Source organism: Micromonospora sp. C97 (assembly GCF_018070385.1).
GTDB lineage: Bacteria > Actinomycetota > Actinomycetes > Mycobacteriales > Micromonosporaceae > Micromonospora > Micromonospora parva.
Window position 1 is genome coordinate 47,537 of sequence record NZ_JAGPXU010000032.1, and the last position, 21,266, is coordinate 68,802.

At 71.4% G+C, this 21,266-nt stretch carries 21 protein-coding genes; 7 read left to right on the forward strand and 14 right to left on the reverse strand.

Translation table 11 applies throughout. The features are described from left to right. Nucleotides 1-36: 36 nt before the first annotated feature. The 4 genes from KBX26_RS28380 to KBX26_RS28395 all read right to left on the reverse strand — a co-directional run bounded on the left by KBX26_RS28380 (nt 37) and on the right by KBX26_RS28395 (nt 3,883). Complete coding sequence (locus KBX26_RS28380) at nt 37-792, reverse strand: ABC transporter ATP-binding protein (RefSeq protein ID WP_051708096.1); 756 nt, start codon at nt 790-792, stop codon at nt 37-39. Between the two features lie 43 nt (nt 793-835). Next, complete coding sequence (locus KBX26_RS28385) at nt 836-1,840, reverse strand: ABC transporter substrate-binding protein (protein ID WP_210866794.1); 1,005 nt, start codon at nt 1,838-1,840, stop codon at nt 836-838. A gap of 23 nt (nt 1,841-1,863) precedes the next feature. Beyond that, complete coding sequence (locus KBX26_RS28390; RefSeq protein WP_210866795.1) at nt 1,864-2,832, reverse strand: ABC transporter permease; 969 nt, start codon at nt 2,830-2,832, stop codon at nt 1,864-1,866. A 277-nt stretch (nt 2,833-3,109) separates the two neighbouring features. Further along, on the reverse strand, nt 3,110-3,883 hold the full coding sequence (locus tag KBX26_RS28395; RefSeq protein WP_307857925.1) for a cupin domain-containing protein: 774 nt from the start codon (nt 3,881-3,883) through the stop codon (nt 3,110-3,112). A 93-nt stretch (nt 3,884-3,976) separates the two neighbouring features. On the opposite strand from KBX26_RS28395, the gene KBX26_RS28400 reads away from it, so the two are divergent. Together KBX26_RS28400 and KBX26_RS28405 are read left to right on the forward strand one after the other, a co-directional pair. Then, nucleotides 3,977-5,050, forward strand: coding sequence for a LacI family DNA-binding transcriptional regulator (locus KBX26_RS28400; protein WP_030327371.1), 1,074 nt, complete (start codon nt 3,977-3,979; stop codon nt 5,048-5,050). Next, nucleotides 5,047-6,066 carry a phosphotransferase family protein gene (locus KBX26_RS28405; RefSeq protein ID WP_210866796.1) on the forward strand — a complete coding sequence of 340 codons (1,020 nt, stop codon included), beginning with the start codon at nt 5,047-5,049 and terminating at the stop codon, nt 6,064-6,066. The genes KBX26_RS28400 and KBX26_RS28405 overlap by 4 nt, the downstream gene beginning before the upstream one ends. Before the next feature lie 51 nt (nt 6,067-6,117). Here KBX26_RS28405 and KBX26_RS28410 read toward each other — a convergent pair whose 3' ends face one another. Then, a complete protein-coding gene (locus KBX26_RS28410) occupies nt 6,118-6,780 on the reverse strand; it encodes a fasciclin domain-containing protein (protein WP_030327368.1) in 663 nt (220 codons plus the stop codon). A gap of 133 nt (nt 6,781-6,913) precedes the next feature. Here KBX26_RS28410 and KBX26_RS28415 point away from each other — a divergent pair, with 133 nt between their 5' ends. Then, complete coding sequence (locus tag KBX26_RS28415; RefSeq protein WP_210866797.1) at nt 6,914-7,399, forward strand: GNAT family N-acetyltransferase; 486 nt, start codon at nt 6,914-6,916, stop codon at nt 7,397-7,399. 408 nt (nt 7,400-7,807) lie between these two features. On the opposite strand, the gene KBX26_RS28420 is transcribed toward KBX26_RS28415, so the two are convergent. Next, nucleotides 7,808-9,091, reverse strand: coding sequence for an MFS transporter (locus tag KBX26_RS28420; RefSeq protein WP_210866798.1), 1,284 nt, complete (start codon nt 9,089-9,091; stop codon nt 7,808-7,810). 264 nt (nt 9,092-9,355) lie between these two features. Between KBX26_RS28420 and KBX26_RS28425 the strand changes: the two genes are divergently transcribed. Together KBX26_RS28425 and KBX26_RS28430 are read left to right on the forward strand one after the other, a co-directional pair. Further along, nucleotides 9,356-10,030, forward strand: a complete 675-nt coding sequence (locus KBX26_RS28425) for an FAD-dependent oxidoreductase (RefSeq protein ID WP_307857926.1) — start codon at nt 9,356-9,358, stop codon at nt 10,028-10,030. Then, nucleotides 10,027-10,944, forward strand: a complete 918-nt coding sequence (locus KBX26_RS28430; protein ID WP_210866799.1) for an RNA polymerase sigma-70 factor — start codon at nt 10,027-10,029, stop codon at nt 10,942-10,944. The genes KBX26_RS28425 and KBX26_RS28430 overlap by 4 nt, the downstream gene beginning before the upstream one ends. A gap of 16 nt (nt 10,945-10,960) precedes the next feature. On the opposite strand, the gene KBX26_RS28435 is transcribed toward KBX26_RS28430, so the two are convergent. Further along, nucleotides 10,961-11,866 carry a LysR family transcriptional regulator gene (locus KBX26_RS28435; RefSeq protein WP_307857927.1) on the reverse strand — a complete coding sequence of 302 codons (906 nt, stop codon included), beginning with the start codon at nt 11,864-11,866 and terminating at the stop codon, nt 10,961-10,963. A 153-nt stretch (nt 11,867-12,019) separates the two neighbouring features. Between KBX26_RS28435 and KBX26_RS28440 the strand changes: the two genes are divergently transcribed. Next, complete coding sequence (locus KBX26_RS28440; protein WP_210866801.1) at nt 12,020-12,958, forward strand: SDR family NAD(P)-dependent oxidoreductase; 939 nt, start codon at nt 12,020-12,022, stop codon at nt 12,956-12,958. Nucleotides 12,959-13,012: 54 nt separating this feature from the next. On the opposite strand, the gene KBX26_RS28445 is transcribed toward KBX26_RS28440, so the two are convergent. Next, the gene (locus KBX26_RS28445) at nt 13,013-13,573 is read right to left on the reverse strand and encodes an NADPH-dependent FMN reductase (protein ID WP_030327360.1); all 561 of its coding nucleotides are present in this window, start codon (nt 13,571-13,573) and stop codon (nt 13,013-13,015) included. A 137-nt stretch (nt 13,574-13,710) separates the two neighbouring features. On the opposite strand from KBX26_RS28445, the gene KBX26_RS28450 reads away from it, so the two are divergent. Beyond that, entirely contained in the window at nt 13,711-14,184 is a 474-nt protein-coding gene (locus KBX26_RS28450) for a MarR family winged helix-turn-helix transcriptional regulator (protein WP_030327358.1), read from the forward strand. Nucleotides 14,185-14,217: 33 nt separating this feature from the next. Here KBX26_RS28450 and KBX26_RS28455 read toward each other — a convergent pair whose 3' ends face one another. From KBX26_RS28455 to KBX26_RS28480, 6 genes are all read right to left on the reverse strand, one after another. Continuing rightward, nucleotides 14,218-14,718, reverse strand: coding sequence for a DUF1772 domain-containing protein (locus KBX26_RS28455; RefSeq protein WP_210861933.1), 501 nt, complete (start codon nt 14,716-14,718; stop codon nt 14,218-14,220). Nucleotides 14,719-14,767: 49 nt separating this feature from the next. Then, nucleotides 14,768-16,615, reverse strand: coding sequence for an IucA/IucC family siderophore biosynthesis protein (locus tag KBX26_RS28460; RefSeq protein ID WP_081883625.1), 1,848 nt, complete (start codon nt 16,613-16,615; stop codon nt 14,768-14,770). Then, nucleotides 16,612-17,220 carry a GNAT family N-acetyltransferase gene (locus KBX26_RS28465; RefSeq protein ID WP_210866802.1) on the reverse strand — a complete coding sequence of 203 codons (609 nt, stop codon included), beginning with the start codon at nt 17,218-17,220 and terminating at the stop codon, nt 16,612-16,614. Before KBX26_RS28465 ends, KBX26_RS28460 begins: the two co-directional genes overlap by 4 nt. Then, on the reverse strand, nt 17,217-18,494 hold the full coding sequence (locus KBX26_RS28470; RefSeq protein WP_210866812.1) for a lysine N(6)-hydroxylase/L-ornithine N(5)-oxygenase family protein: 1,278 nt from the start codon (nt 18,492-18,494) through the stop codon (nt 17,217-17,219). The genes KBX26_RS28465 and KBX26_RS28470 overlap by 4 nt, the downstream gene beginning before the upstream one ends. A 35-nt stretch (nt 18,495-18,529) precedes the next feature. Beyond that, entirely contained in the window at nt 18,530-20,071 is a 1,542-nt protein-coding gene (locus KBX26_RS28475) for an aspartate aminotransferase family protein (RefSeq protein ID WP_307857928.1), read from the reverse strand. Between the two features lie 83 nt (nt 20,072-20,154). Next, entirely contained in the window at nt 20,155-21,186 is a 1,032-nt protein-coding gene (locus tag KBX26_RS28480; RefSeq protein ID WP_210866803.1) for an ABC transporter substrate-binding protein, read from the reverse strand. Between the last annotated feature and the right edge of the window lie 80 nt (nt 21,187-21,266).

The following is a 21,266-nucleotide window of genomic DNA, read 5'->3' on the forward strand; positions in this document are numbered from 1 at the left end:
TGTTCCTTCCGTCATGCTGGTCGTGCCGATCCGCGTTCAGTGGTTGGCGGCCGCGCTGCCGAGCAACCCACGCAGGTCGGTGGCGAGCCGGTCGAAGCGGGGATCCGACATCACCTGCGCGTAGTCGCGGTGCGCCGGCAGCTCGACCGGGAAGGTGCGGATGATCCGGCCGGGCCGGGGACTCATCACCACGACCCGGGTGCCGAGGAAGACCGCCTCGGCGATGGAGTGGGTGACCAGCACCACTGTGGTCCCGGTCTCCCGCCAGATCCGGTGCAGCTCGGCGTTCATCTGCTCGCGGGTCAACGCGTCCAGGGCGCCGAACGGTTCGTCCATGAGCAGCACCGGCGGCGAGTGCAGCAACGCGCGGCAGAGCGCCACCCGCTGCTGCATGCCGCCGGACAGCTCGTGCGGCAACGCCTTCTCGAAGCCGGTCAGACCGGTCATCTCGATCAGCTCGTCGGCGCGGCGGGCCGCCGTCGTCCGGTCCATGCCGCGCATCTCGGCCTGGAGCAGGATGTTGGCCCGGGCGCCGCGCCACTCCAGCAACGCGGCCTTCTGGAAGACGAAGCCGATCTCCTTCTGCGGCCCGCGCACCGGACGCCGCAGCAACGACACCTCGCCGCTGGTCGGCGTGACCAGTCCCGCGACGATCTTCAGGAGGGTGGACTTGCCACAGCCGGACGGGCCGACGATCGTGACGAACTCGCCCGGCTCGATGTCCAGTGAGACGTTGTCCAGGGCGGTGGTCTGCGACCGCCGGGTGGTGAACCGGACGGTCAGCCCGGACATCCCGATGGCGGTGCCGGTGGCTGCCGGCGCGGGGGTCACCGGGTCACCCCTGCGCCGCGTACGAGGAGTCCCAGTAGGCGCTGGGCGCTCCCGGGTCCTTCAGCTCGGCGTAGCGGGACATCAGTTCGATGGTCTCGGTCCACTGGGCCTCGGTGTTCACCCCGGGCGGGCCGTCCGCGCCGATCAGTGGCAGGTTGAGGGTGAGCTGCTTGGTGAGCACCTCGGGCGCCGGTTCGTTCTCGGCCAAGGCCGCCATCGCGCTCACCGCGCCGGCCGGGTCCCGGGCGGCGTCGGCCCAGGACTTCTGCGTGGCCCGGACGAACTTGCGGGCCAGCTCCGGGTCCTTCTGCAGGGTCTGCGTGTTGGCGACCAGACCGGTGCCGAGCAGGTTCATCCCGTAGTCGGCGAAGAGCAGTACGTCGACCTTCTTGCCGGTCTTGCTCTCGATGGTGGGCGCCTGGTCGTGGAAGAAGCCCATGATGGCGTCGACCTTGCCCTCGGCCAAGGCGGCGATCTTGCCGGCGGCGTCGACGTTGACCACCTTGACGTCGTCCTTCTTGACGCCGTTCTTCTCCAGCCAGGCCGGGAAGGTCGCGTAGAGGGCGTCGCCGGGGGTGCCACCGACGGTCTTGCCCTTGAGGTCGGCCGGGGTCTTGATGTTCTCCTCGGTGAAGAACTCCACCGAGGAGGGTCCCTTCTCCAGGTACGCGCCGAGGCTGCGCACCGGCATCCCGCTGGCCACCGACTTGAGCAGCACCGGGCTGTCCGCCCAACCGAAGTCGGTCTGCTTCTGGGCGACCTGCTTGACCGTGTTGCCCGAGCCGTTGCCGGGCAGGATCTTCAGGTCGATGCCCTCGGCGGAGTAGTAGCCCTTCTGCAGGCCGTAGTAGAAGGGCGCGTGCTCGCCGTAGGGCACCCAGTTGAGGGTGAGGGTGACCTGCTTGTTGCCGTCGGCGTTGGTGCTGCCGGCGGGGTCGTCCCCACCGCAGCCGGTCGCGGTGAGAAGCAGGGCGGCGGTGACCAGGATGGTGGTGGCGGTGCGTTTCATCGGTGCCTCCGTGATGGGGTCGGTCAGGAGGTGGTGAGGGACACGCCGGCGCGACGGCTGGCGTGCCAGGGAATGAGCAGTGCTTCGGCGATCTCGACCAGGACGAACAGGACGATGCCGATGGCGGACATCAGGATCAGGTCGGCGAACAGCAGCGGGGCGTCGAGGTTGCCGTTGGCCAGCAACAGGACGTAGCCGAGCCCTTCGCTGGCGCCGACGAACTCGCCGACCACGGCACCGACCACGGCGAGGGTGACGGCCACCTTCAGGCCGGCCATCAGGTGCGGCAACGCGTTCGGAAAACGGATCTTGCGGAAGGTACGCCACGGGCCGGCGCCCATGGTGGCGGCGAGGTCGAGCAGTTCCGGGTCGGTGGAGCGCAGCCCGGCCACCCCGGAGATGACCACCGGGAAGAACGCGATCAGCACCGCCAGGATGATCTTCGGGGTGAGGCCGAGGCCGAACCAGACCACCAGCAGCGGCGCGATGGCGATCTTCGGGATGACCTGAGCGAACAGGACGATCGGGTAGAGCGCCTTGTCCAGGGTGCGGGAGTAGGCGATGGCGACCGCCGTGACCAGGCCCAACGCGGCGGCCAGCACGAAGCCGAGCACCGTCTCGTAGAGAGTGACCACTGTGTGCCGCGCCAGCTCGGACCACTGAGTGGTCATCGTCTCCCAGACCTGGCCGGGTGTGGGCACCAGGTAGTTCGGGACGTACTCCCGGGCCGCCACGAACCACCAGGCGACGAAGAAGACCGCGAGCACCAGCGCCGGACGCCAGAGCGAGTCGGCGAAGACCACCGCCCGCCGGCCGAGCGTCAGGCGTGGCGGACGGCCACCACCGGGTGGCGGTGCCACCGCTGTGGACGACGTCGCGCTGTCAGCGGCCTCCGGCGCGGCGAGGCTCTCCGGCCCGGAGGCGGCCGCCCGCGCACCGCCCGTCTGGTCGGCGGCCCGCCGGCCCGCCGTGTCCAAAGAGTTCTCGGTCACGCGGAACCTCCTCGGGGCCCGGCACGGCGCTCGTGAAGCGGGCCGGTCGGCGGATCAGGCAAACGCTTTCCTGGAGCGTAGGCGGCACCCTCACGCCGGGCAAGGCCTTTCCTCGATCTATTCGGTTCGATTGCCGACCCAGCCGGCGCCGATCGCTGCGAGATCGACTCGGCTTGCTGAAAACCGGGCTGTCGACGGCCTTCGGACACCCCGACCTCAGTGAAACCGAGTGGAACCCCACCGGTCCACAGTCGATGCGGTGGTGCCCTGCGGACCGTCAGCCGGCCGCCGGGTAGGTGTCGAGGAGGCCGCACATGCCCAACCGGCCGTGCTCGACCGGCGCGGCCACCGCGTACACCCCGGCGTCGCCCAGGTGCCCGGCATCCCCCCGCTCCAGGGCGTCGAGCTGCCCGGCGGTGCCGGCGGCGGCACGGCCCGCGCCATCCTCCCACCGCTGCCGCCACCGCCCCAGCAACGGCTGGCGCAACGCGACAGCGGCGGCATGGAACGCGGCCAGCGCCGCCGGACCGCCGGAGCGCAGCGCCTGGAAACCGGCGACCGCCAGATCCCGCCTGCGGTACGCGGCGTGCACATCCGCACCCGGCGCTCCCCCGTCGGGCAACGCCGCCGCCGCGACGTACGCGGCCGGGTCGGCCAGCACCTCCGGCGGAAAGGTCAGCACCGCGTCGCCGGCCTCGGGCAGGCCGCTGTTCTGCATGAGCACCACGATGCTCAGCCCGCCCCTGTTGACCAGGCGGTGCACGGTGCCCGGCTCGAACCAGACCACCACCCCCGGCCGCAGCGACGTCTCCCGGAAACCGGCGGTGGTCAGGGTCTGCACCGCGCCCTCGCCGTCGGTCACCACGTACCCCTCGGTGCAGCACAGGTGCACGTGCGGAGTGCCGCCGACCAGGCCGTCGGGGGCCACCGTGTCGTAGACGCGCAGCCGGGACACCCCGATTCCGCCGGGCAGCGGTGCCGCCCGATCAGGGCGGGTGGAGCTACGGGCGGGAGGGTCGTCGGGTTGACGTACCGCGAAGCGATCGGACACGGCAGTGCCTCCCTGCGGGAAAGGGCTTTCTCTGCGGTACGGTGACGCTAGCCGGCACGACGAAACGCCGTCAACAGATCGAGGGGGCGGGCCATGGCGACCCTGTCCGATGTGGCCCGCCGGGCGGGCGTCTCACCCGCCACCGCTTCCCGCGTCATCAACGGCAGCAGCAAACCGGTCACCGACGAGCTTCGCGAGCGGGTGCTCGCCGCCGTCGCCGAGTTGCAGTACGTGCCCAACGCGCACGCCCAACTGCTGGCCCGCTCGCACCGCAGCGCGGTCGGGGTGATCGTGCACGACGTCTCCGACCCGTACTTCGCGGAGATCACCCGAGGGCTGCAACGGGTCGCCACCGACCAGGGCCGGCTGCTGATGATCTGCAACAGCTACCGGGACCCGGACCGCGAGTTGGAGTACGTGGAGCTGCTGCGCGGCCACCAGGTGGCGGCGCTGATCCTGGCCGGCTCGGGCTACCACGACGAGGCGTTCACCCGGCAGCTCAACGAGAAGCTCGCCGCGTACGAGGCCACCGGCGGGCGGGTGGCGGTGATCGGCCGGCACGAGCACTCCGGCGACGCGGTGATGCCGGACAACCGGGCCGGCGGCTACCTGGCCGGGCGGGAGCTGTGCGGCCTGGGGCACCGGGCGATCGGCGTGATCGCCGGCCCGCGCATCCTGACCACCACGACCGACCGGCTGGCCGGTCTGCGGCAGGCGCTCACCGAGCAGGGCCGTGAGCTGCCCGAACGACGCATCCGTTACGCGGAGTTCGACCGCGACGGTGGTGCCGAGGCCACCGCCCGACTGCTCGACGCCGACCCGGAGTTGACCGCGATCGTGGCGCTCAACGACTCGATGGCCATCGGCGCGCTCGCCACCCTGCGCACCACCGGGTTGGCGGTGCCGCAGCAGGTGTCGGTGCTGGGTTTCGACGACATGCCCATCGCCCGGGACGTGACCCCCGCGTTGACCACCGTGCGACTACCCTTGGTCCATATGGGAGTGCGGGCGATGTCCCTGGTGCTCGGCCCCGGGGCCGCGGCGCCCCGGGTCGAGGTGCTCCCCGCCGAGCTGATCCGCCGCGACACCGCCGGCCCCGTCCCCCGTTCCACCCGCGCCACCGCGGGCTCCGCGCCACGGGCCCGGCGGGGGGACACCACGTCGTGACCGCCGTCAGCCCGACCCAGCAGTCCCTCACCAGCGCCGATGTGGCATACCTGGTCGGCGCGTCGTTCGGGCCGGGCGCCGGGGTCCGCGACGCTGGTCCGCTGACCGGGGGTGGGTACGCGACGGTCTGGTGGGCGCTGCTCGACGACGGCCGTCGGGTGGTGCTGAAGCTGGCTCCGTCGGCCGAGACGCCGCAGCTGCGCTACGAGCGCGGGCTCTGCGCCGCCGAGGATCGATACTTCCGGCTCGTCGCCGAGCGGGCGCCGCAGGTGCCCGTGCCCGCCGTGCTGTGGCACGGCACCGACCCGGCGTACGGCGAGTGGTTGGTCACCGAGTTGCTGCCCGGCCGGTCGCTGTTCGACCTGGCCGAGGCCGGTGGCGCGGTCGACGACGGCCCGGCGCGCTACGACCTGGGGGTGGCTCTCGCCGCGTTGCACCAGGTGACCGGTGACCGGTTCGGTTACGACGGCGGCCGGGCCGCCGGCGGGACCTGGCGGGCGGCGTTCACGGCGATGCTCGACGAACTGCTGGCCGACGCGGCCGACTGGGACGTCCGACTGCCGGTGACACCGCAGCGCCTGCACGAACTACTGGGGCGGCACGCCGACGTGCTGGACGAGGTGCGCCGCCCGGCGCTGCTGCACTTCGACTGCTGGGACGGCAACGTGTTGGCGGCACCCGACGGTGATGGCCGGTTGCGGCTCTGTGGCCTGGTCGACGGCGAGCGGTTCCTCTACGGCGACCCCCTGCTGGACCTGGTCTCGCCGCGGCTCTTCCAACGCGTCGAGGACGACCCGGAGCACCCGCTGCTGCGCGGTTACCAGGCCGCCGCACCGCGGCCGCTGGTGCTGGACGCGTCGGCCCGCCGCCGGCTCGCCTTCTACCGGTTGCACCTGTACCTGCTGATGACCGTGGAGATGCCCAGCCGTGGGATGACCGCGCAGAGCCATCCCGGGCGGTACGCGCAGCTGGCCGCCCTGCTCGACGAGGAGATCGCCGCCCTCGCCTCGGGCTGACGGCCGTCGCGGGCGGCGTCCGACGCGTGGTCGGACGCCACCCGCCGCCGGTCAGGGCAGGTCGATCGGGCGGAGCACCCGGTCCACGGAGTGCGCGATCTGCCGGTTGCCCTTGTTGACGTCGAAGGTGACGACGCGCGCGTCACGGTCGTTGGTGTCGGCGTCGACCAGCCGCACCTGGCGGAAGAAGTACAGGTAGGTACGGACGTCGACCTCCACCGTGGAGCCGAGCGCGGTGGTCAGGTCCGTGCCGTCGGCCCGGACCGCGGTCTTGCGATCGATGGTGGCGCCGGGCACCACGTGGTAGAGCAGCACCGACTCAACGGTGTCGATGCCGAGCCCGGCGACCGCGGTGAAGGCCGCGCTCTCACTCGGCAGCTTCTTGGCCTGCGTGATCTCGCGGACCAACTGCTGGAAGGCCGCGTCGGTGGGGATGAACGCGGTCAGCGCCACGGTGCCGTCGGTGAGCACCTTGACCGGCGAGTTCGGCTTGGCTTCCAGCACGGCCAGCACGGCCGCGGTGAGCACGTCGAAGTCCCGCGAGTTGCGGTCGAACCCGCCCTTGTCCTTGGTGAGCACCTGGGCGAGGGACGTGGTGCCGAGCGGCTTGGGCTTGCCGGTGGCCTGAGCCGCCGGCACAGCGACGGCGGTGGTGGCCAGCGCGGTGGCCATGGCGCCCACCGCCATCCGGGCGGCGAGTCGTGCGATCTTCATCAGCGGGCCTTTCGTCGAAGCGGCCGGATCCGTGACGTCTCGTCACGATGAATGCTTCGCACCGGGTGTGCCGCCCGGATGCACCAGCGGATAACTGTTTGTCCGGGGCTCGCCCGCGGCTTAACCTCCCCCGGTGCTGATTCGGGAGTTCGTCGACCAGGACTGGTCGCAGGTGTGGCCCATCATCGAGGAGGTGATCCGGGCACAGGAGACCTTCCCCTACGACCCGACGATGACCGCCGACCAGTCGTACGGCATGTGGGTCGAGGCGGCACCGGGCCGGACCGTCGTGGCGGTCGCCGGCCAACGGGTGCTCGGCACCGCGAAGATGGGCACCAACCGACCCGGGCCGGGTGCGCACGTCGCCACCGCAAGTTTCATGGTCGCCGCCGAGAACCGGGGCCGGGGCGTGGGCACCGCGCTGTGCCGCGAGGCTCTGACCTGGGCCCGCCAACAGGGGTACGCCGGCATGCAGTTCAACGCCGTGGTGCAGACGAACCGGTCGGCGGTGGAGTTGTACCAGCGCGAGGGCTTCGCGGTGGTCGGCACCGTGCCGGGCGCGTTCCGACACCCCACCCTTGGCCGGGTCGGCCTGCACGTGATGTACCAGGAGTTCTGACCACGCGGCGCCGTCGGAGCGGTACTGGTGGTCGGCGCCTTTGGAGCTGATGTCGCAAACGAATCGGCTGCTGGCCGGCTGCCCGAGTCGTCTCCCACCGCCGGGTCCGCTCCCCTAGCCGGGCCGCCGCCACCGCCCGGACCATTGCCACCGCCCGGACCATCGCCACCGGTCGGACCACCACCGGCCGCACCGGCGCCATCGCCACCGGTCGGACCACCACCGGCCGCACCGGCGCCATCGCCACCGGCCGGACCGTCTCCACCGGACCACCACCACCGCCCGGACCGTCCCCAACGGCCGCACCGTCGCCACCGGCCGGACCACCACCGGCCGCACCGGCGCCATCGCCACCGGCCGCGCTGGCGCTACCGTGTGAATCGTTTACGGCATCAGCTCCATAGCGTCTCAACCACCAACGGTGCCTCCGGCCGGTGCCGGGTGCAGTCCGGGTTGTCCAGCGACTGCCTCCCCACCGGCGCGACGGATCGGGGTGAAGAGGCCGCCGACCGCTACCAGCAGACATCCCGCGCCCGCCGCGAGCGTGACCGCCGGAGCACCGTAGCGGCCAGCGGCCCAGGTCAGCACGACGGCACCGGCCGGGCCGAGGGCGTAGTGGGTGCTCCAGAACGCGGAGGTGACCCGACCGAGCAGATGGTCGGGGGTGATCTCCTGGCGCAGCGACATCGAACAGATCCCGCCGATGCTGAGGCAGCACAGGTACACCGCTGTGAGCGCGGTGACCGCCGGCACGGTCGTGGCGATGCCGACACCCGCCACCGCGAACCCGCAGATCGTGTGCGCGCCGATCCAGGTGGCACCGAAGCCCCGACGGCGACGCAACGGGGCCACCAGCAGCGCACCGGCGACCGTGCCCAGCGCCGCCAGGCCGAGCACCGTGCCGACGGTGCCCTCGGAGCCGCCAAGGTCGTGCGTGACGTGGTAGATCAGCACGTCGACGAAGCCGTAGGTGAGGAAGATGAAGACCGACAACAGGACGGTCAACGCCCGCAGCACGGGCTGTCGCCACAGGAACCGCGCCCCGGCCAGGAACTCGGCCAGCGGGCGCTGCCGGGCCACCGCCTCGTCCACCTGGACCGGGCGCAGTCGGATCAGCCACATTCCGGCCGCCGAGAGCGCGAAGCTCGCCGCGTTGACGGCGATGGCGGTCGGCGGACCGAAGCGGGCCGCCACCACCCCGGCGAGCAGCGGGCCGAGGACCGCCGCCGCCGCGTACGTCGCCTGCAACCGGCCGTTGGCCTCGGTGATCCGGTCGCGGTCGACCAGGTTGCGGACCGCTGTCACCGCGGCGACCTGGAACACCATGCCGGCCGCCTCGCAGATCGGCAGCACCACGAAGAGCAGCCACACCTGCGGGCCGGCGAGCCACGCCAGGGGGACCAGTGCGTAGAGCACCAACCGGGTCAGGTCCGCCGCGATCATCAGGGTGCGACGGTCGTACCGGTCGACCAGCACCCCGCCGAAGATCCCGGCGACGACGGACGCCGCGCCCGCGACGGCGGTGAGCAGGCCCATCTGCGCCACCGACCCGGTCGCCTGGAGCACCAGCAGCGGCACCGCCAGGTAGGCGAACGAGTCGCCGGCCGCCGAGAGCGACTGCGCGATCCAGTACGTGCCGAAGGTCCGGTCCCGCCAGAGCGGAGCCCGACCAGCGGTGGCAGATCGGCTCATCACGCCAAGGGTAGTGAAGGCGGCCGTCCGACACTGCCCGTGGCGGGCGTCACATCGCGGCGATGTCACGGATCAACCAGCGGCACGCATCTCGTGGTCGTCAATCCGATCAGAGAGGCGAAACAATGAGCACATCGCAACGGCAGGTCCCGGCGGGCACGCACCGCGTTCTGATCCTGGGCGCGGGCTACGCGGGCATGGCCGCGGCGACCCAGCTCGCGGCACGGACCAGGCGGGCCGACGTGCAGGTACGCGTTGGGCAGCGTGACCGACACGGCGGCGGTGCCGGGCGTCGAGGAGCACGCGTACACCCTGGACAGCCCGAGCGGCGCGACCACCCTGGCGGACCGGCTGACCCGGCTCGGCACCGGCAGGGTCGTCGTCGTCGGCAGCGGGTTGACCGGCGTCGAGGCCGCCGCGGAGATCGCCGATCGGCACCCGGGGCTCGGGGTCACGCTGGTGGGTCGGCAGGATCCCGGGGCGAGCATGAGCCCGAAGGTCCGGGCGTACCTGCGGGCCGCGCTGACCCGGCTGGGCGTCCAGGTCGTCACCGGAACGGCGGTCAGCAGGGTCCGACCCGACGGGGTCGAGCTGGCCGGCGCGGAGGCCCTGGCGGCCGACGTCGTGCTCTGGACCGGGGGTACCCGGGTGGCGCCGCTGGCGGCCGCCGCCGGGCTGACCGTCGACGATCGCGGTCGCGTCGTCACCGACCCCACGTTGCGGTCGGTGTCGCACCCCGAGGTGTACGCGGTCGGCGACGCGGCCGCGGTCCGGCAGGGCTACGGGGTGCTGCACGGCACCTGTCAGAGCGGGATGCCGACCGGTGTGCACGCGGCGGTGTCGATCGCCCGCACGCTGCGCGGCAGGCAACCCAGGCCCTCCTCCGGTGCGTTCTGGCCGCGCGGCGGGCGCTTCACCCGCCTGCGGGACGCCCGGTGACGCGCCCGCCGGACGCCGACGAGCAGGTGTTCCACCGCCATCGCAACCTCCTGTTCTCGGTGGCCTACCGGATCCTCGGCAGCGCGGCCGATGCTGAGGACGCGGTGCAGGACGCCTGGATCAGATGGTCCTCGGCGGACCGCGCCCAGGTCGCCGACCCGAAGGCGTACCTCGCTCGGATCGTGTCGAACCTGGCGGTGCAGCGCCTGCGTTCGGCCCGGCAGCAACGCGAAACCTACGTGGGGCCGTGGTTGCCCGAGCCCGTCCTGACCGACGGGGACGCCGTCGACGCCGTCACCGACGCCGAGTCCGTGTCGATGGCGATGCTGGTGGTGCTGGAGACGCTCAGCCCGCTCGAACGCGCCGTGTTCGTCCTGCGGGAGGTCTTCGACTTCAGCCACGCGGAGATCGCGGCGGCGGTGGAACGCTCCGAGGCCGCGGTCCGCCAGACCGCTCACCGTGCTCGCGAACATGTGCGACGCCAGCGGCCACGCTTCACCGCGGACCGGTCCCAGCAGCGCGGGGTCACCGAGCGGTTCCTCGCCGCCGCGACCGGTGGCGACCTCAACACCCTGCTGGAGCTGCTCTCCCCCGACGTGACGCTGTGGACCGACGGTGGCGGGAAGGTCCGCCAGGCCCTGCGTCCGATCCGGGGCGCGGAGACGGTCGCCGGTTGGTTCGCGGCCATCGGCACCGTCACCTACCAGGGCGTTCAGCCGCACGACATGCGCGCTGTCCTGGTCGAGATCAACGGGGCGCCGGGGCTGGTGTTCAGCGGTGTCGGCCGGGTGGTCGCCACCGTCTGCTTCGACCTCGACGCCGACGGCCGGATCACCACCATCCACACCGTCGCCAACCCTGACAAGCTGCACGCCGTCGCCGACGGCACCACCCACCACCTCGCGACCCGGTGAGCCGACCGCCTCGCCGTCAGCCGGTGCTGGTGAGGTCGGTCGTCGCCGCGAGCTCCGTGACCACGTCCAGGAACCGGTGCAGCGCCGGGGCGGTGTTGCCCGCCAACCACACCATCTCGGTGTGCGCGTACGCGCCGCTCAGCGGGACGAACACCACGCCGGTGCGGCGCAGACTCGCCGCCGAGCAGGCGAGCCGGGTGACGCCGAGTCCGGCGGCGACCAGGCCGAGCAGGCTCTGCACGCCGGCCTCCTCCTGAACGACGGTCGGCTCGAAGCCCGCTTCCCGGAACTGGTCCTGGTAGGCGCGGTGCCAGGGTTCCCAGGAGCTGCGCGGCGTCATGACCCACTGTTCGTTCGCCAGGTCGGCGAGCGTCAACTCGGCCCGCCCGGCGAGCGGGTGGCCCTCGGGCAGCACCGCGCAGACCGGTTCGGTGGTCAGTCTCCTCGACTCCAGGCCGGGAACGAGCGGGGTCCGGGTGAAGGCCACGTCGTACTGCCCGCCGAGGATGCCCTGGACCAGGGGCGCGATGCTGGTGGACTCGGTGGCCAGGTGCAGGTCGGGGAGGTGGTGGCGGACCGCCCGGACCACCGGGGGCAGCAGGTGGTTGGCGACGGTGGTCAGGAAGGCGAGCCGGAGGGTCCCGACCTCACCCCGCAGGGCCCGCCCCACGACGGTGACTGCCTGCTCGGCGCGGTCCGTCACGGCGCGCGCCTCGGGAACGAACAGGGCGCCGATGTCGGTCAGGGTGGTGCCACGGCTGTCACGGTCGAACAGCTTCGCCCCGAGGACGCGTTCCAGGGCGGTGATCTGCTGCGACAGCGACTGCTGGGCGATCATCAGGCGGGCGGCGGCCCTGGTGAAACTCAGCTCCTCCGCGAGGACCAGGAAATACCGCAGTTGGCGCAGCTCGGGCGTGGCCACAGGAACAGACTGTAGCCACGTCAGGAAGAGCGTGTTGGCCGTCCGCGCAGACCACCGCGCACGATCGGTGGGCAGGGCTGAACCGCGACACCGTACGCCAGTACGGCGGGCCGGTATCGCCATCCGGGAACACCCCACACAAGGAAGTCGATCATGGCTGAAACACGCGTCACCACACCGTTCAACGCCCGGTCCACCGCCACCGACGTCGTGGCCGGTGTCGACCTGACCGGGCAGCGCGCCATCGTCACCGGCGCCTCCTCGGGCATCGGCGTGGAGACCGCCCGGGCGCTCGCCATGGCCGGCGCCGAGGTGACCCTGGCGGTACGGGACGTGCGGGCCGGAGAACGGGCCGCTCGGGAGATCGGCACCGGGGCCGTGGACCGGCTGGTCCGGGTCGCGTCGTTGGACCTGTCCGACCAACGGTCGGTCGCCGCTTTCGTCGCCGCCTGGGACGGGCCCCTGCACATGCTGGTCAACAACGCCGGGGTGTCGGCGACCCCCGAGATGCGGACCGCGGAGGGTTGGGAGTTGCAGTTCGCCACGAACCACCTCGGCCATTTCGCACTCGCCACAGGGCTGCACCGGGCACTCGTCAGCGCCGGTCGGGCCCGCGTGGTGTCACTGAGCTCCATCGCCCACGTTCAGGCCCCGATGGTCTTCGAGGACGTCAACTTCCGGGAACGCCCCTACGACCGTCTCCTCGCCTACGGTGAGTCGAAGACCGCCACCGCGCTGTTCGCTGTCGAGGCGAACCGGCGCTGGGCCGACGACGGCATCGCCGTCAACGCGGCCAACCCGGGCGCCGTCGCCACGAACCTGGGGCGGCACCTCACCGAGGAGGACTACGCGAGCCTTCCGGCGTACGACTTCAAGACCCCGCAGCAGGGCGCGGCGACCTCTGTGCTGCTTGCCGCGGGGCCGCATCTGGCGGGCATCGGCGGCCGGTATTTCGAGGACTGCGAGCAGGCGGTACGCCACAGCCCGGAGACGCCGCTACGAGGCGTGGCCGACCACGCGACCGATCCGGTGGCGGCGGCCCGACTGTGGCAGCTCTCGCTGGACCTGCTCGCCGGCGCACGGCTGGCCTGAATGCCCGGATACGGCCGCGGGATCCCCCGCGGCCGTATCCGGATCAGCGAACGCTCAGCCCTTGCGCAGCGGGGCGAGCGCCGCGCTCCAGGCGACAACCTGGTCGAGGGTGGTGTTCAGCGCGTCCTGCTGGAACGGGCCGGGCTTGAAGACGCTGAAGTTCTCGAAGTCGGTGAAGAGCGACAGCGCGACCTGCGAGCGCACGTCGGCCATCTGCAGCTCGCCGGAGATCAGACGCAGGTGCTCCACGGCGCGCGCGCCGCCGACCGAGCCGTAGCTGACGAAGCCGACGGCCTTGTTGTTCCACTCGGCGTAGAGGAAGTCGATGGCGTTCTTCAGGGCACCCGAGGTCGAGTGGTTGTACTCGGGGGTGACGATGATGAACCCGTCAAACGACGCGATCGTCTCGGCCCACCGCTTGGTGTGCGGCTGGCTGTACTGGCCCATTGAGGGCGGGTACGCCTCGTCGAGGTGCGGCAGCTGGTAGTCGAGCAGGTCGATCAGCTCGTACTCCGCGTCGGAGCGCTGCTTGGCGATCTCGAGCACCCAGCGGGCGACGGCCTCGCCGTTACGCCCCGGGCGGGTGCTGCCGAGGATGATCCCGATCCTGGTCATGTGTGGTGCCTTTCAGAGGTGCGTGCCGGACGACGGGAACGCTAACCGGTGCTTGATTGGTCAAGCAAATATGTGCCCTATGGGCGTGGTCACACGGAGGGTAAGCATTTGCTCAGTCAAACAAGTATGATATGAGGATGCCCGATCCCTCAGCAGCGACTCCGCAACCCCTCAGCCCGGACGAGGAAGCCCTGGTCCGCGCCTTGGGCCAGGTGATGCACGTGCTGCCCCGCGTGATCGACGCCGACATGGTCGGTGACCGTCAGCTACCACTCACCGAGTACACCGCGCTGATGAACCTCTCCGAGACGCCGGAGCGGCGGATGCGGATGAACGAGCTCGCAGCGCTCTGCCACCTCTCGCTCAGCGGCATGACCCGCACGATCATCCGGCTGGAGACGCAGGGGCTGGTCCGGCGGGAACGGTGCGAGGAGGACGCGCGCGGCTGGAACGCCGTCCTCACCGACGCCGGCTTCGCCCGCCTGACGGAGTCCTGGCCCAGCCACCTGGCCGCCGTACGCCGCCGGTTCCTGCAGCACTTCGAAGGCTTCGACCTCACCCAACTGGCCCTCGCGTTCCAGCGCGCCGGCACCGCGGAGCCGACCGACTGAGCCGGCGGCGGCCCGGTCGGTCACTCACCCGGCTCAGCCGGACAGCCGGCCCTGCGCCACCAGCGCCCAGGCCAGCAACCCGAAGGCGCCGGTCGACGCGACGGCCCGGACCACGTTGCCGCGTACCCAGGTGAGCTCGAAACGCGACCGCAGGGCGGCGAGGTCGGTGCCGTCGTCGACGTCGCCGGCGCGGGCCAGCACGGTGTTGAGCGGCACGTTGACCACGGCGGTGACGCCGAGCACCACCAGGTACAGCAGCAGTGCGGCGGCGACCCACGGCAACACCGTCCGACGCCCGGCACCGAGCTGCAGCGCCGCCGCCAGCAGCGTGAACAGCAGCGCGCCGCCGAAGCACACCGCGAACCATCCGTTGAGGATCGACTCGTTGATCCGCCGCATGGCGAGCACCAACGTCCGGTCGTCGGTACGCGCCAGACCCGGCATGACCGCGTACGCGAAGGCGGCGAACAACCCGGCGGTCAGGCCGGTGGTCACTGTGGCGGCGAACAGGCTGGCGGTGCTCAGGACTCCCATCCGCCTATTGCACCCGCTGACGGCAACAATGATCAACCGCGATTCGCGGTCACCGGGCCGGCGCGTGGGCGGCCAGCGGGTTGGTGAGCGTGCCGACGAACTGGAGTGCCGCCGACGGATCGGCCAGGTTGATCATCTGCTGGTTGTCGCGCAACTGCAGCCGGTTGAGGCAGGACAGCGTGAACTCCGGCGCGAACAGGTCGTAGTGGCGGACCCGCTCGGCCAGGTGTGGCACCCGGTCGAAGTAGTCGGCGGCGCAGGCCGCGACCGTACGCCAGAAGTCGTCCTCGGCGAGCACACCTGCCTCGACCAGGACCGCGTTGAGGTGCCGCAGGAAGCAGTCCACCACGTCGGTGAAGATGCTGAGCAGCTTGGTGTCGTCGGGCACCTCGACGCGGATCCGCTCCACCGCCGCCGGCAGCTCGACGTCGGAACTCATCACCGCGATCTCCTCGGCGATGTCCTTGAAGATCACCCGCTGGACCGTGTCCTGCTCGTCGAGGACCAGGATGACGTTCTCGCCGTGCGGCATGAAGGCCAGGTCGTACGCGTAGAAGCTGTGCAGCAGCGGGGTCAGGTAGGCGTCCAGGTAGCGGCGCAGCCACACCTCGGGTGCCAGGCCGGACCGGGCGATCAGTGCCGCCGCGAGCGCCCGGCCCTCGTCGTCGACGTGCAGCAGCGCGGCCATGGTGGACAGTCGCTCCCCCGGCGCCAGGTCGGGCACCGGGCTCTCCCGCCACAGGGCGGCCAACATCTTGCGGTACGGGGAGGTGCGGTCGGTCGCCGCCTCGTACTGGCGGTGCCGGTAACCCACCGCGGCCCGCTCCCGGATGACGGTCAGCCCGGTGCCGGTCAGCACCTCGTCGCCGGCGATCAGGTCGGCCAGCCAGTCGTTGATCGCCGGGGTGGCCGCCATGTACGCCGCCGACAGCCCCCGCATGAAGCCCATGTTCAGCACCGACAGGGCGGTCTTGACGTAGTGCCGGCCCGGCTCGCTGACGTTGAAGAAGGTGCGGATGGACTGCTGGGCGAGGTACACGTCCGGCCCGGGGCCGAGGTGCACCAGCCGACGCTCGGCAAGCTCACCGGCGAAGGTGACGGCCAGCTTGTTCCACCACTGCCACGGGTGCGCCGGGATCAGGTGGTAGTCGGCGAGGTCCAGCCCGAGATCGGTCATCGTGGCCGCGAACCGGGCCCGGGTCCCGGCGTCCAGCTCGCCCTCGATGAGCGTGTCGTAGTCGAGGTCGGCGGCGCTACTGAACGTCGAGTGGTCCCGGTGCGCGGCCAGCCACTCCAACCGCACCGGAGCGGCGGCCTCCGGCGCGTACCGGTGGTACTCGTCGACGCCGAAGCCGAGCCGACCGTTGTTCGCCACGAAGCAGGGGTGGCCCTCGGTCATCGAGGTCTCGATGGTCTGGAAGTCCGCCTCGGCCAGCTCGGCGGCGCTCGGCGCGGCCTGGGTCAGCTTGTACGCGGTACCGGCCAGGGTGGAGGTGATCTCCTCCAGGTAGACCGGGAGCACCCGCGCGGAGAGCCCGAGGGTGTCGCGCAGTTCGACGATCAGGTCCACCGCGTCCGGTGCCAGCGACGTGCCGTCGCGGTGCCGGGTGATGCTGTCCGCGTCGATCTGCCAGTGGGACAGGGCGAGTACCCGCGCCGCGAACCGGTAGCTGACAGTGCCGTCGTCGCTGTGGATCTCGTACCACTGCCGGTCGTCGGGGCCGGCCACGGCCTGCGGGGTGAGCAGCCGCTCGTGGGTGAACTCGGCGAGCGCCTTGCGGACCAGCAGCCGGTTGGCCCGGGCCCACCGCTGCGGGGTGAGGTGCCCGACCGGGTCGCCGGAGGCGGGGTACGCGGTGGCGACGGGCGGGTGGCTGGGGGCGGCGGTGGTGGTCACGCCGGGGCTCCTTCGGTTCGGGTGGCGGCGGCGGGGTCGACGGCGGCACGGTCGGCGGCGGCCTGGAACTGGGCTCGGGTGCAGACGCTGAGCAGCGCGTCCTTCTCCGGCTTGGCGATCGGGCCGACGACGGTGAACCCGACGGCGGCGTTCAGCGCGTGCACGGCCGTGTTGCGCACGTCCGGCTCGACCACCACCCGTCGGATCGTCGGATCGTCGAAGAGCCATGCCATCACGGTGCCGATCACCGCCCGGGTGAAGCCGTGCACGGGTGTGCCGACCGGCGCGCAGAGGAAGTGCATGCCCACGTCACCGGGCTGGTGGTCGTAGAGGCCGACAAGTTCGACGTGGGCCGGGTCGTAGCGCTCCGCGAGGAAGGCCGGGCTCCCCCGCCACAGCCCGAGGTACGCGTCGTGGTGCGGGTGCCCGGCGATCCGCCGGTACTCCTCGGCCACCTGGGCCTCGTCGGCGTCCTGCATCAGCCAGAACGCCGCCTTCGGGTGGGTCACCCAGCCGTGCAGCAGCGCCGCGTCGGCGTCCGGGTCGAGCGGCCGCAGCGCGAACTCGCCGAGCCGCTCGTCGACGCGGGTGAAGGCGGTGGTCACGACGACACCCCGAACTCCTGGAAGGTGATGCTCTTCTCGATCGGGTAGTGCTCCCGGCCGAGCAGCTCGGAGATGATCCAGGAGTTGCGGTAGGCGCCCATGCCCAGGTCCGGTGAGGTGATGCTGTGCGTGTGGGTGCCCGCGTTCTGCAGGAAGATGCCCCGTCCGCTGTGGTCGATGCTGTAGTTGCGGGCCACGTCGAAGCGGCCGTGCGCGTCCCAGCGGATCCGGTCGCGCACCGGCGCGAGGAACTCCGGCACCCGGTAGTGGTAGCCGGTGGCCAGGACGAGGCCCTCGGTACGCAGCGTGAAGTCGCGCTCCTGCTCCACCTGACGCAACCCCAGCGTGTACCCACCGTCCTGGTGCTCGGCGCTGACCAGCTCGGTGTTGGTGAGCAGGCGGGTGTTCACCGGTCCGTCGACGCTGAGCGCGTAGAGCAGGTCGAAGATGTCGTTGATCAGGTCGGCGTTGATCCCCTTGAACAGGCCCTTCTGCGCGGACTCCAGCCGGTAGCGGGTCGCCTCGGGCAGCGCGTGGAAGTAGTCCACGTAGTCCGGTGAGGTCATCTCCAGCGTCAGCTTGGTGTATTCGAGCGGGAAGAACCGCGGTGAGCGGGTCACCCAGTTGAGCTGGTAGCCGTACCGGTCGATGTCACCGAGCAGGTCGTGGTAGATCTCGGCGGCGCTCTGCCCGCTGCCCACCACGGTGATGCTGCGCTTGGTGCGCAGCGCCGCGCGGTGCTCCAGGTAGTGGGAGTTGTGCACGGCGTCGCCGGGCAGTCCGGCGACGGCCGGCGGCAGGTGCGGCGGGGTGCCGGTGCCGAGCACCAGATGCCGGGCCCGGTATTCGACGGTCTCCCCCGTGCCGGTGGCGGCCCGCACCACGTACCGCTCGTCGGTGCTGTCGTACTCCACTGTGGTCACGGTCTGACCGAAACGCAGGTTCGGCAGTTTCGCCGCCGCCCACCGGCAGTACGCGTCGTACTCGCTGCGCAACGGGTAGAAGCTCTCCCGGATGTAGAACGGGTAGAGCCGGCCGATCTCCTTCAGATAGTTGAGGAAGGAGAAGGGCGACGTCGGGTCGGCGAGGCTGACCAGGTCGGCGATGAACGGGGTCTGCAACCGGGCCGACTCCAGCAGCATGCCGGGGTGCCAGGCGAGGCTCGGCCGGGCCTCCAGAAACACTCCATCGAGTTCGCCGATCGGCGCGGCGAGGCAGGCCAGGCCCAGGTTGTACGGGCCCAACCCGATGGCGACGAAGTCGTGGGTGGACATCGGGGTCTCCAGGCGCGGGTTCGTGGTCACCGGCGTCAGCCGACGGGGCAGGTCAGGTCGGCGGCGACGTGGTCGTGCACGTACCGCCCGGCGTGGGTGGCGATCAGGTCGAGCACGTACCCGACGTCGTCGACAGTGGTTTCCGGGTTGAGCAGTGTGAACTTCAGGAAGTGCCGGCCGTCGACCCGGGTCCCGGCGACCACGGCGAGACCGGACGCGGCGAGGGCCTCCCGGGCGTGCAGGTTCGCGGCGTCGGCCAGGTCCCGGCCGGGGCCGGTGGGCAGGTAGCGGAACACCACGGTGCTCAGCTCGGAGCGCGTCACCACCTCGAAGCGTGGGTCCTCGCTGACCAGTTGCCAGGCGTCGGCGGCCCGGTCGACGACCTCGTCGAAGAGCGTGCCGAGCGCGTCCGGGCCCATCACCCGCAGGGTGAGCCAGAGCTTCAGCGCGTCGAAGCGGCGGGTGGTCTGCAGGCTCTTGTCGACCTGGTTGGGGATGCGCTGCTCCACCATCCGGGCCGGGTTGAGGTAGTCGGCGTGGTAGGTGACGTGCCGCAGCGCCCGCCGGTCGCGGACCAGCAGGGCGCTGGAGCTGACCGGCTGGAAGAACGACTTGTGGAAGTCGACGGTCACCGAATCGGCCCGCTCGATGCCGTCGAGCAGGTGCCGGCGCGTCGGCGAGACGAGCAGACCGCAGCCGTACGCGGCGTCCACGTGCAGCCAGACGCCGGTCGTCGCGCACATCTCGGCTAGCTCGGTGAGCGGGTCGATCGAACCGAAGTCGGTGGTGCCGGCGGTACCGACGACCGCCATCACCACCAGCCCCGCCTGCCGGCACCGGGCGATCTCCGCGCGGACGGCGGCCGGCCGGATCCGTCGCCGGGCGTCGGTGGGTACCGCGATCACCGCGTCCGGGGCGAGGCCGAGCAGCTTGGCCGACTTCTGCACGCTGAAGTGACCGGCGGCGGAGGTGAGCACGCGCAGCCGGGGAAGCAGCTCGGCGCGTGCCGACGGGCCGACGGCGCCGACGCACGCCTCCTCGCGGGCCAGCAGCAGCGCCTGCAGGTTGGACTGACTGCCGCCGCTGGTGAAGATGCCGTCGGCGTGCGGGCCGAGGCCGATCCGTTCGGCGGTCCAGTCGATCAGCCGGCGCTCGATGAGGGTGGCCCCGGCGCTCTGGTCCCAGGTGTCCAGGGAGGAGTTCACGGCGGTGAGCACCGCCTCGCCGAGCAGCGCCGGGATGGCCACCGGGCAGTTGAGGTGGGCCAGGTAGCGGGGGTGGTGGAACCAGACGGCGTCGCGCAGGTAGACGTTCTCCAGCTCGTCGAGCGCGGCGCCCGCGTCGCCCAGTGGACGGTCCAGGTCGACCCGGTCGACCAGGGGGGCCAGCTCGGTCGGCGTGATTCCGGTGCCGGGACGGTCCACTGTCGCCACCCGGCGGGCGACCCGGTCGACGCCGTCGGCGATTGTCCGGCGGTACTGCTCGACCGAGCCGCCGTGCAGCAGCTGGGCCCGCGCGGTGGTCGATGCCGACGGCGGCGGCGTGGTGGTCTCGACGGGGTACGTCGGCACGGTCACGGAATGTCCTTCCACGTTCTCGACGAGGGCAGCCGGAACCCACCCCAGGCGCGGCGGTGCGCCTCGGGTAGGTGCGGTGTTCGTCAGCTGACCTTCTTCGCGTTCCGGATGGCGGTGGCGAGGTTCTCCAGCAGCGGCGCGGAGCCGGCGTACGAGAAGCGGGGCACCGCGTCCCAGGCGCTCACCTGGTTGGCCTTCACCGCCGGCAGTTGCTGCCAGGTCGGCTTGGCGGTGAGGTCCTTGGCCTGCAGCGCGGTGCTGCGGTTGTCCAGTAGGATCAGGTCGGCGGGGAACTTGCCGGCGCTCTCCCAGCTCAGCGCCTCGAAGTAGTCGCCGGCTTCGAGCTTGGTGGGCACCACGATGTCGACGCCCAGCTCGGCGAAGTACATCAGGTCGGTGCTCACCTTGGGGTTGGAGACGTAGAACAGGTCGGGGCTGCCCGAGCAGGCCATGACCTTGATGCCGGGGTTGGCCTTGACGGCCTGCCGGACCGCCTCGGCGGCGGCGTCGAAGCGGGCCTTCGCGTCGGTGACCTTCTTGGCGGACAGGTCCGCGCCGAGCGATTCGGCAAGTGCCGCGTACCGCTCGATGGGCTTGGTCATCGGCACCCGGGCGGTGGTGACCGCCACGCTGGGCGCCAGCGGGAGGATCTTGTCCTTGCTCTCGTCCGGCACGTACCAGAGCGCGTCCGGGTCGTACATGTGGGTGACCAGCAGTTCGGGGCGCAGCGCCGCGTACTTCTCCAGGCTGAACTCGCCCCACACGTTGCCGAGGATCTCGACGCCCTCGACGTTCAGGTCGCCGGCCTGCGGGTCGGCCGTGCCGTCGGCACGCTTGGTCTCACCGAACACGCCGACGAGCTGCTTGTCGAGACCGAAATCGATCAGTGCCGCCGCCACGCCGGTGAAGGCCACCACGCGGGTCGGGCGGGCCGGCGCATCGACCTTCCTGCCCCGGTCGTCGGTGAACGACCAGGGGCCGCCTCCGTTGCCGGTAGCGGGCTTGGGGGCGTCACCGGTGCCGCAGGCGGCGAGCAGGGTGGCGAGCGTGGCAGCGCCACCGGCGGCCAGGAGACCACGGCGGGAGAGACGGCGGGCGGACAGGGCATCGGGCATGGTGGTGTCTTTCGATCAGGGGTTGGCCGGGCTCGACCAGGGCAGCGGGGTTAGGTTAGCCTAACCTCGGTCATTGTCAA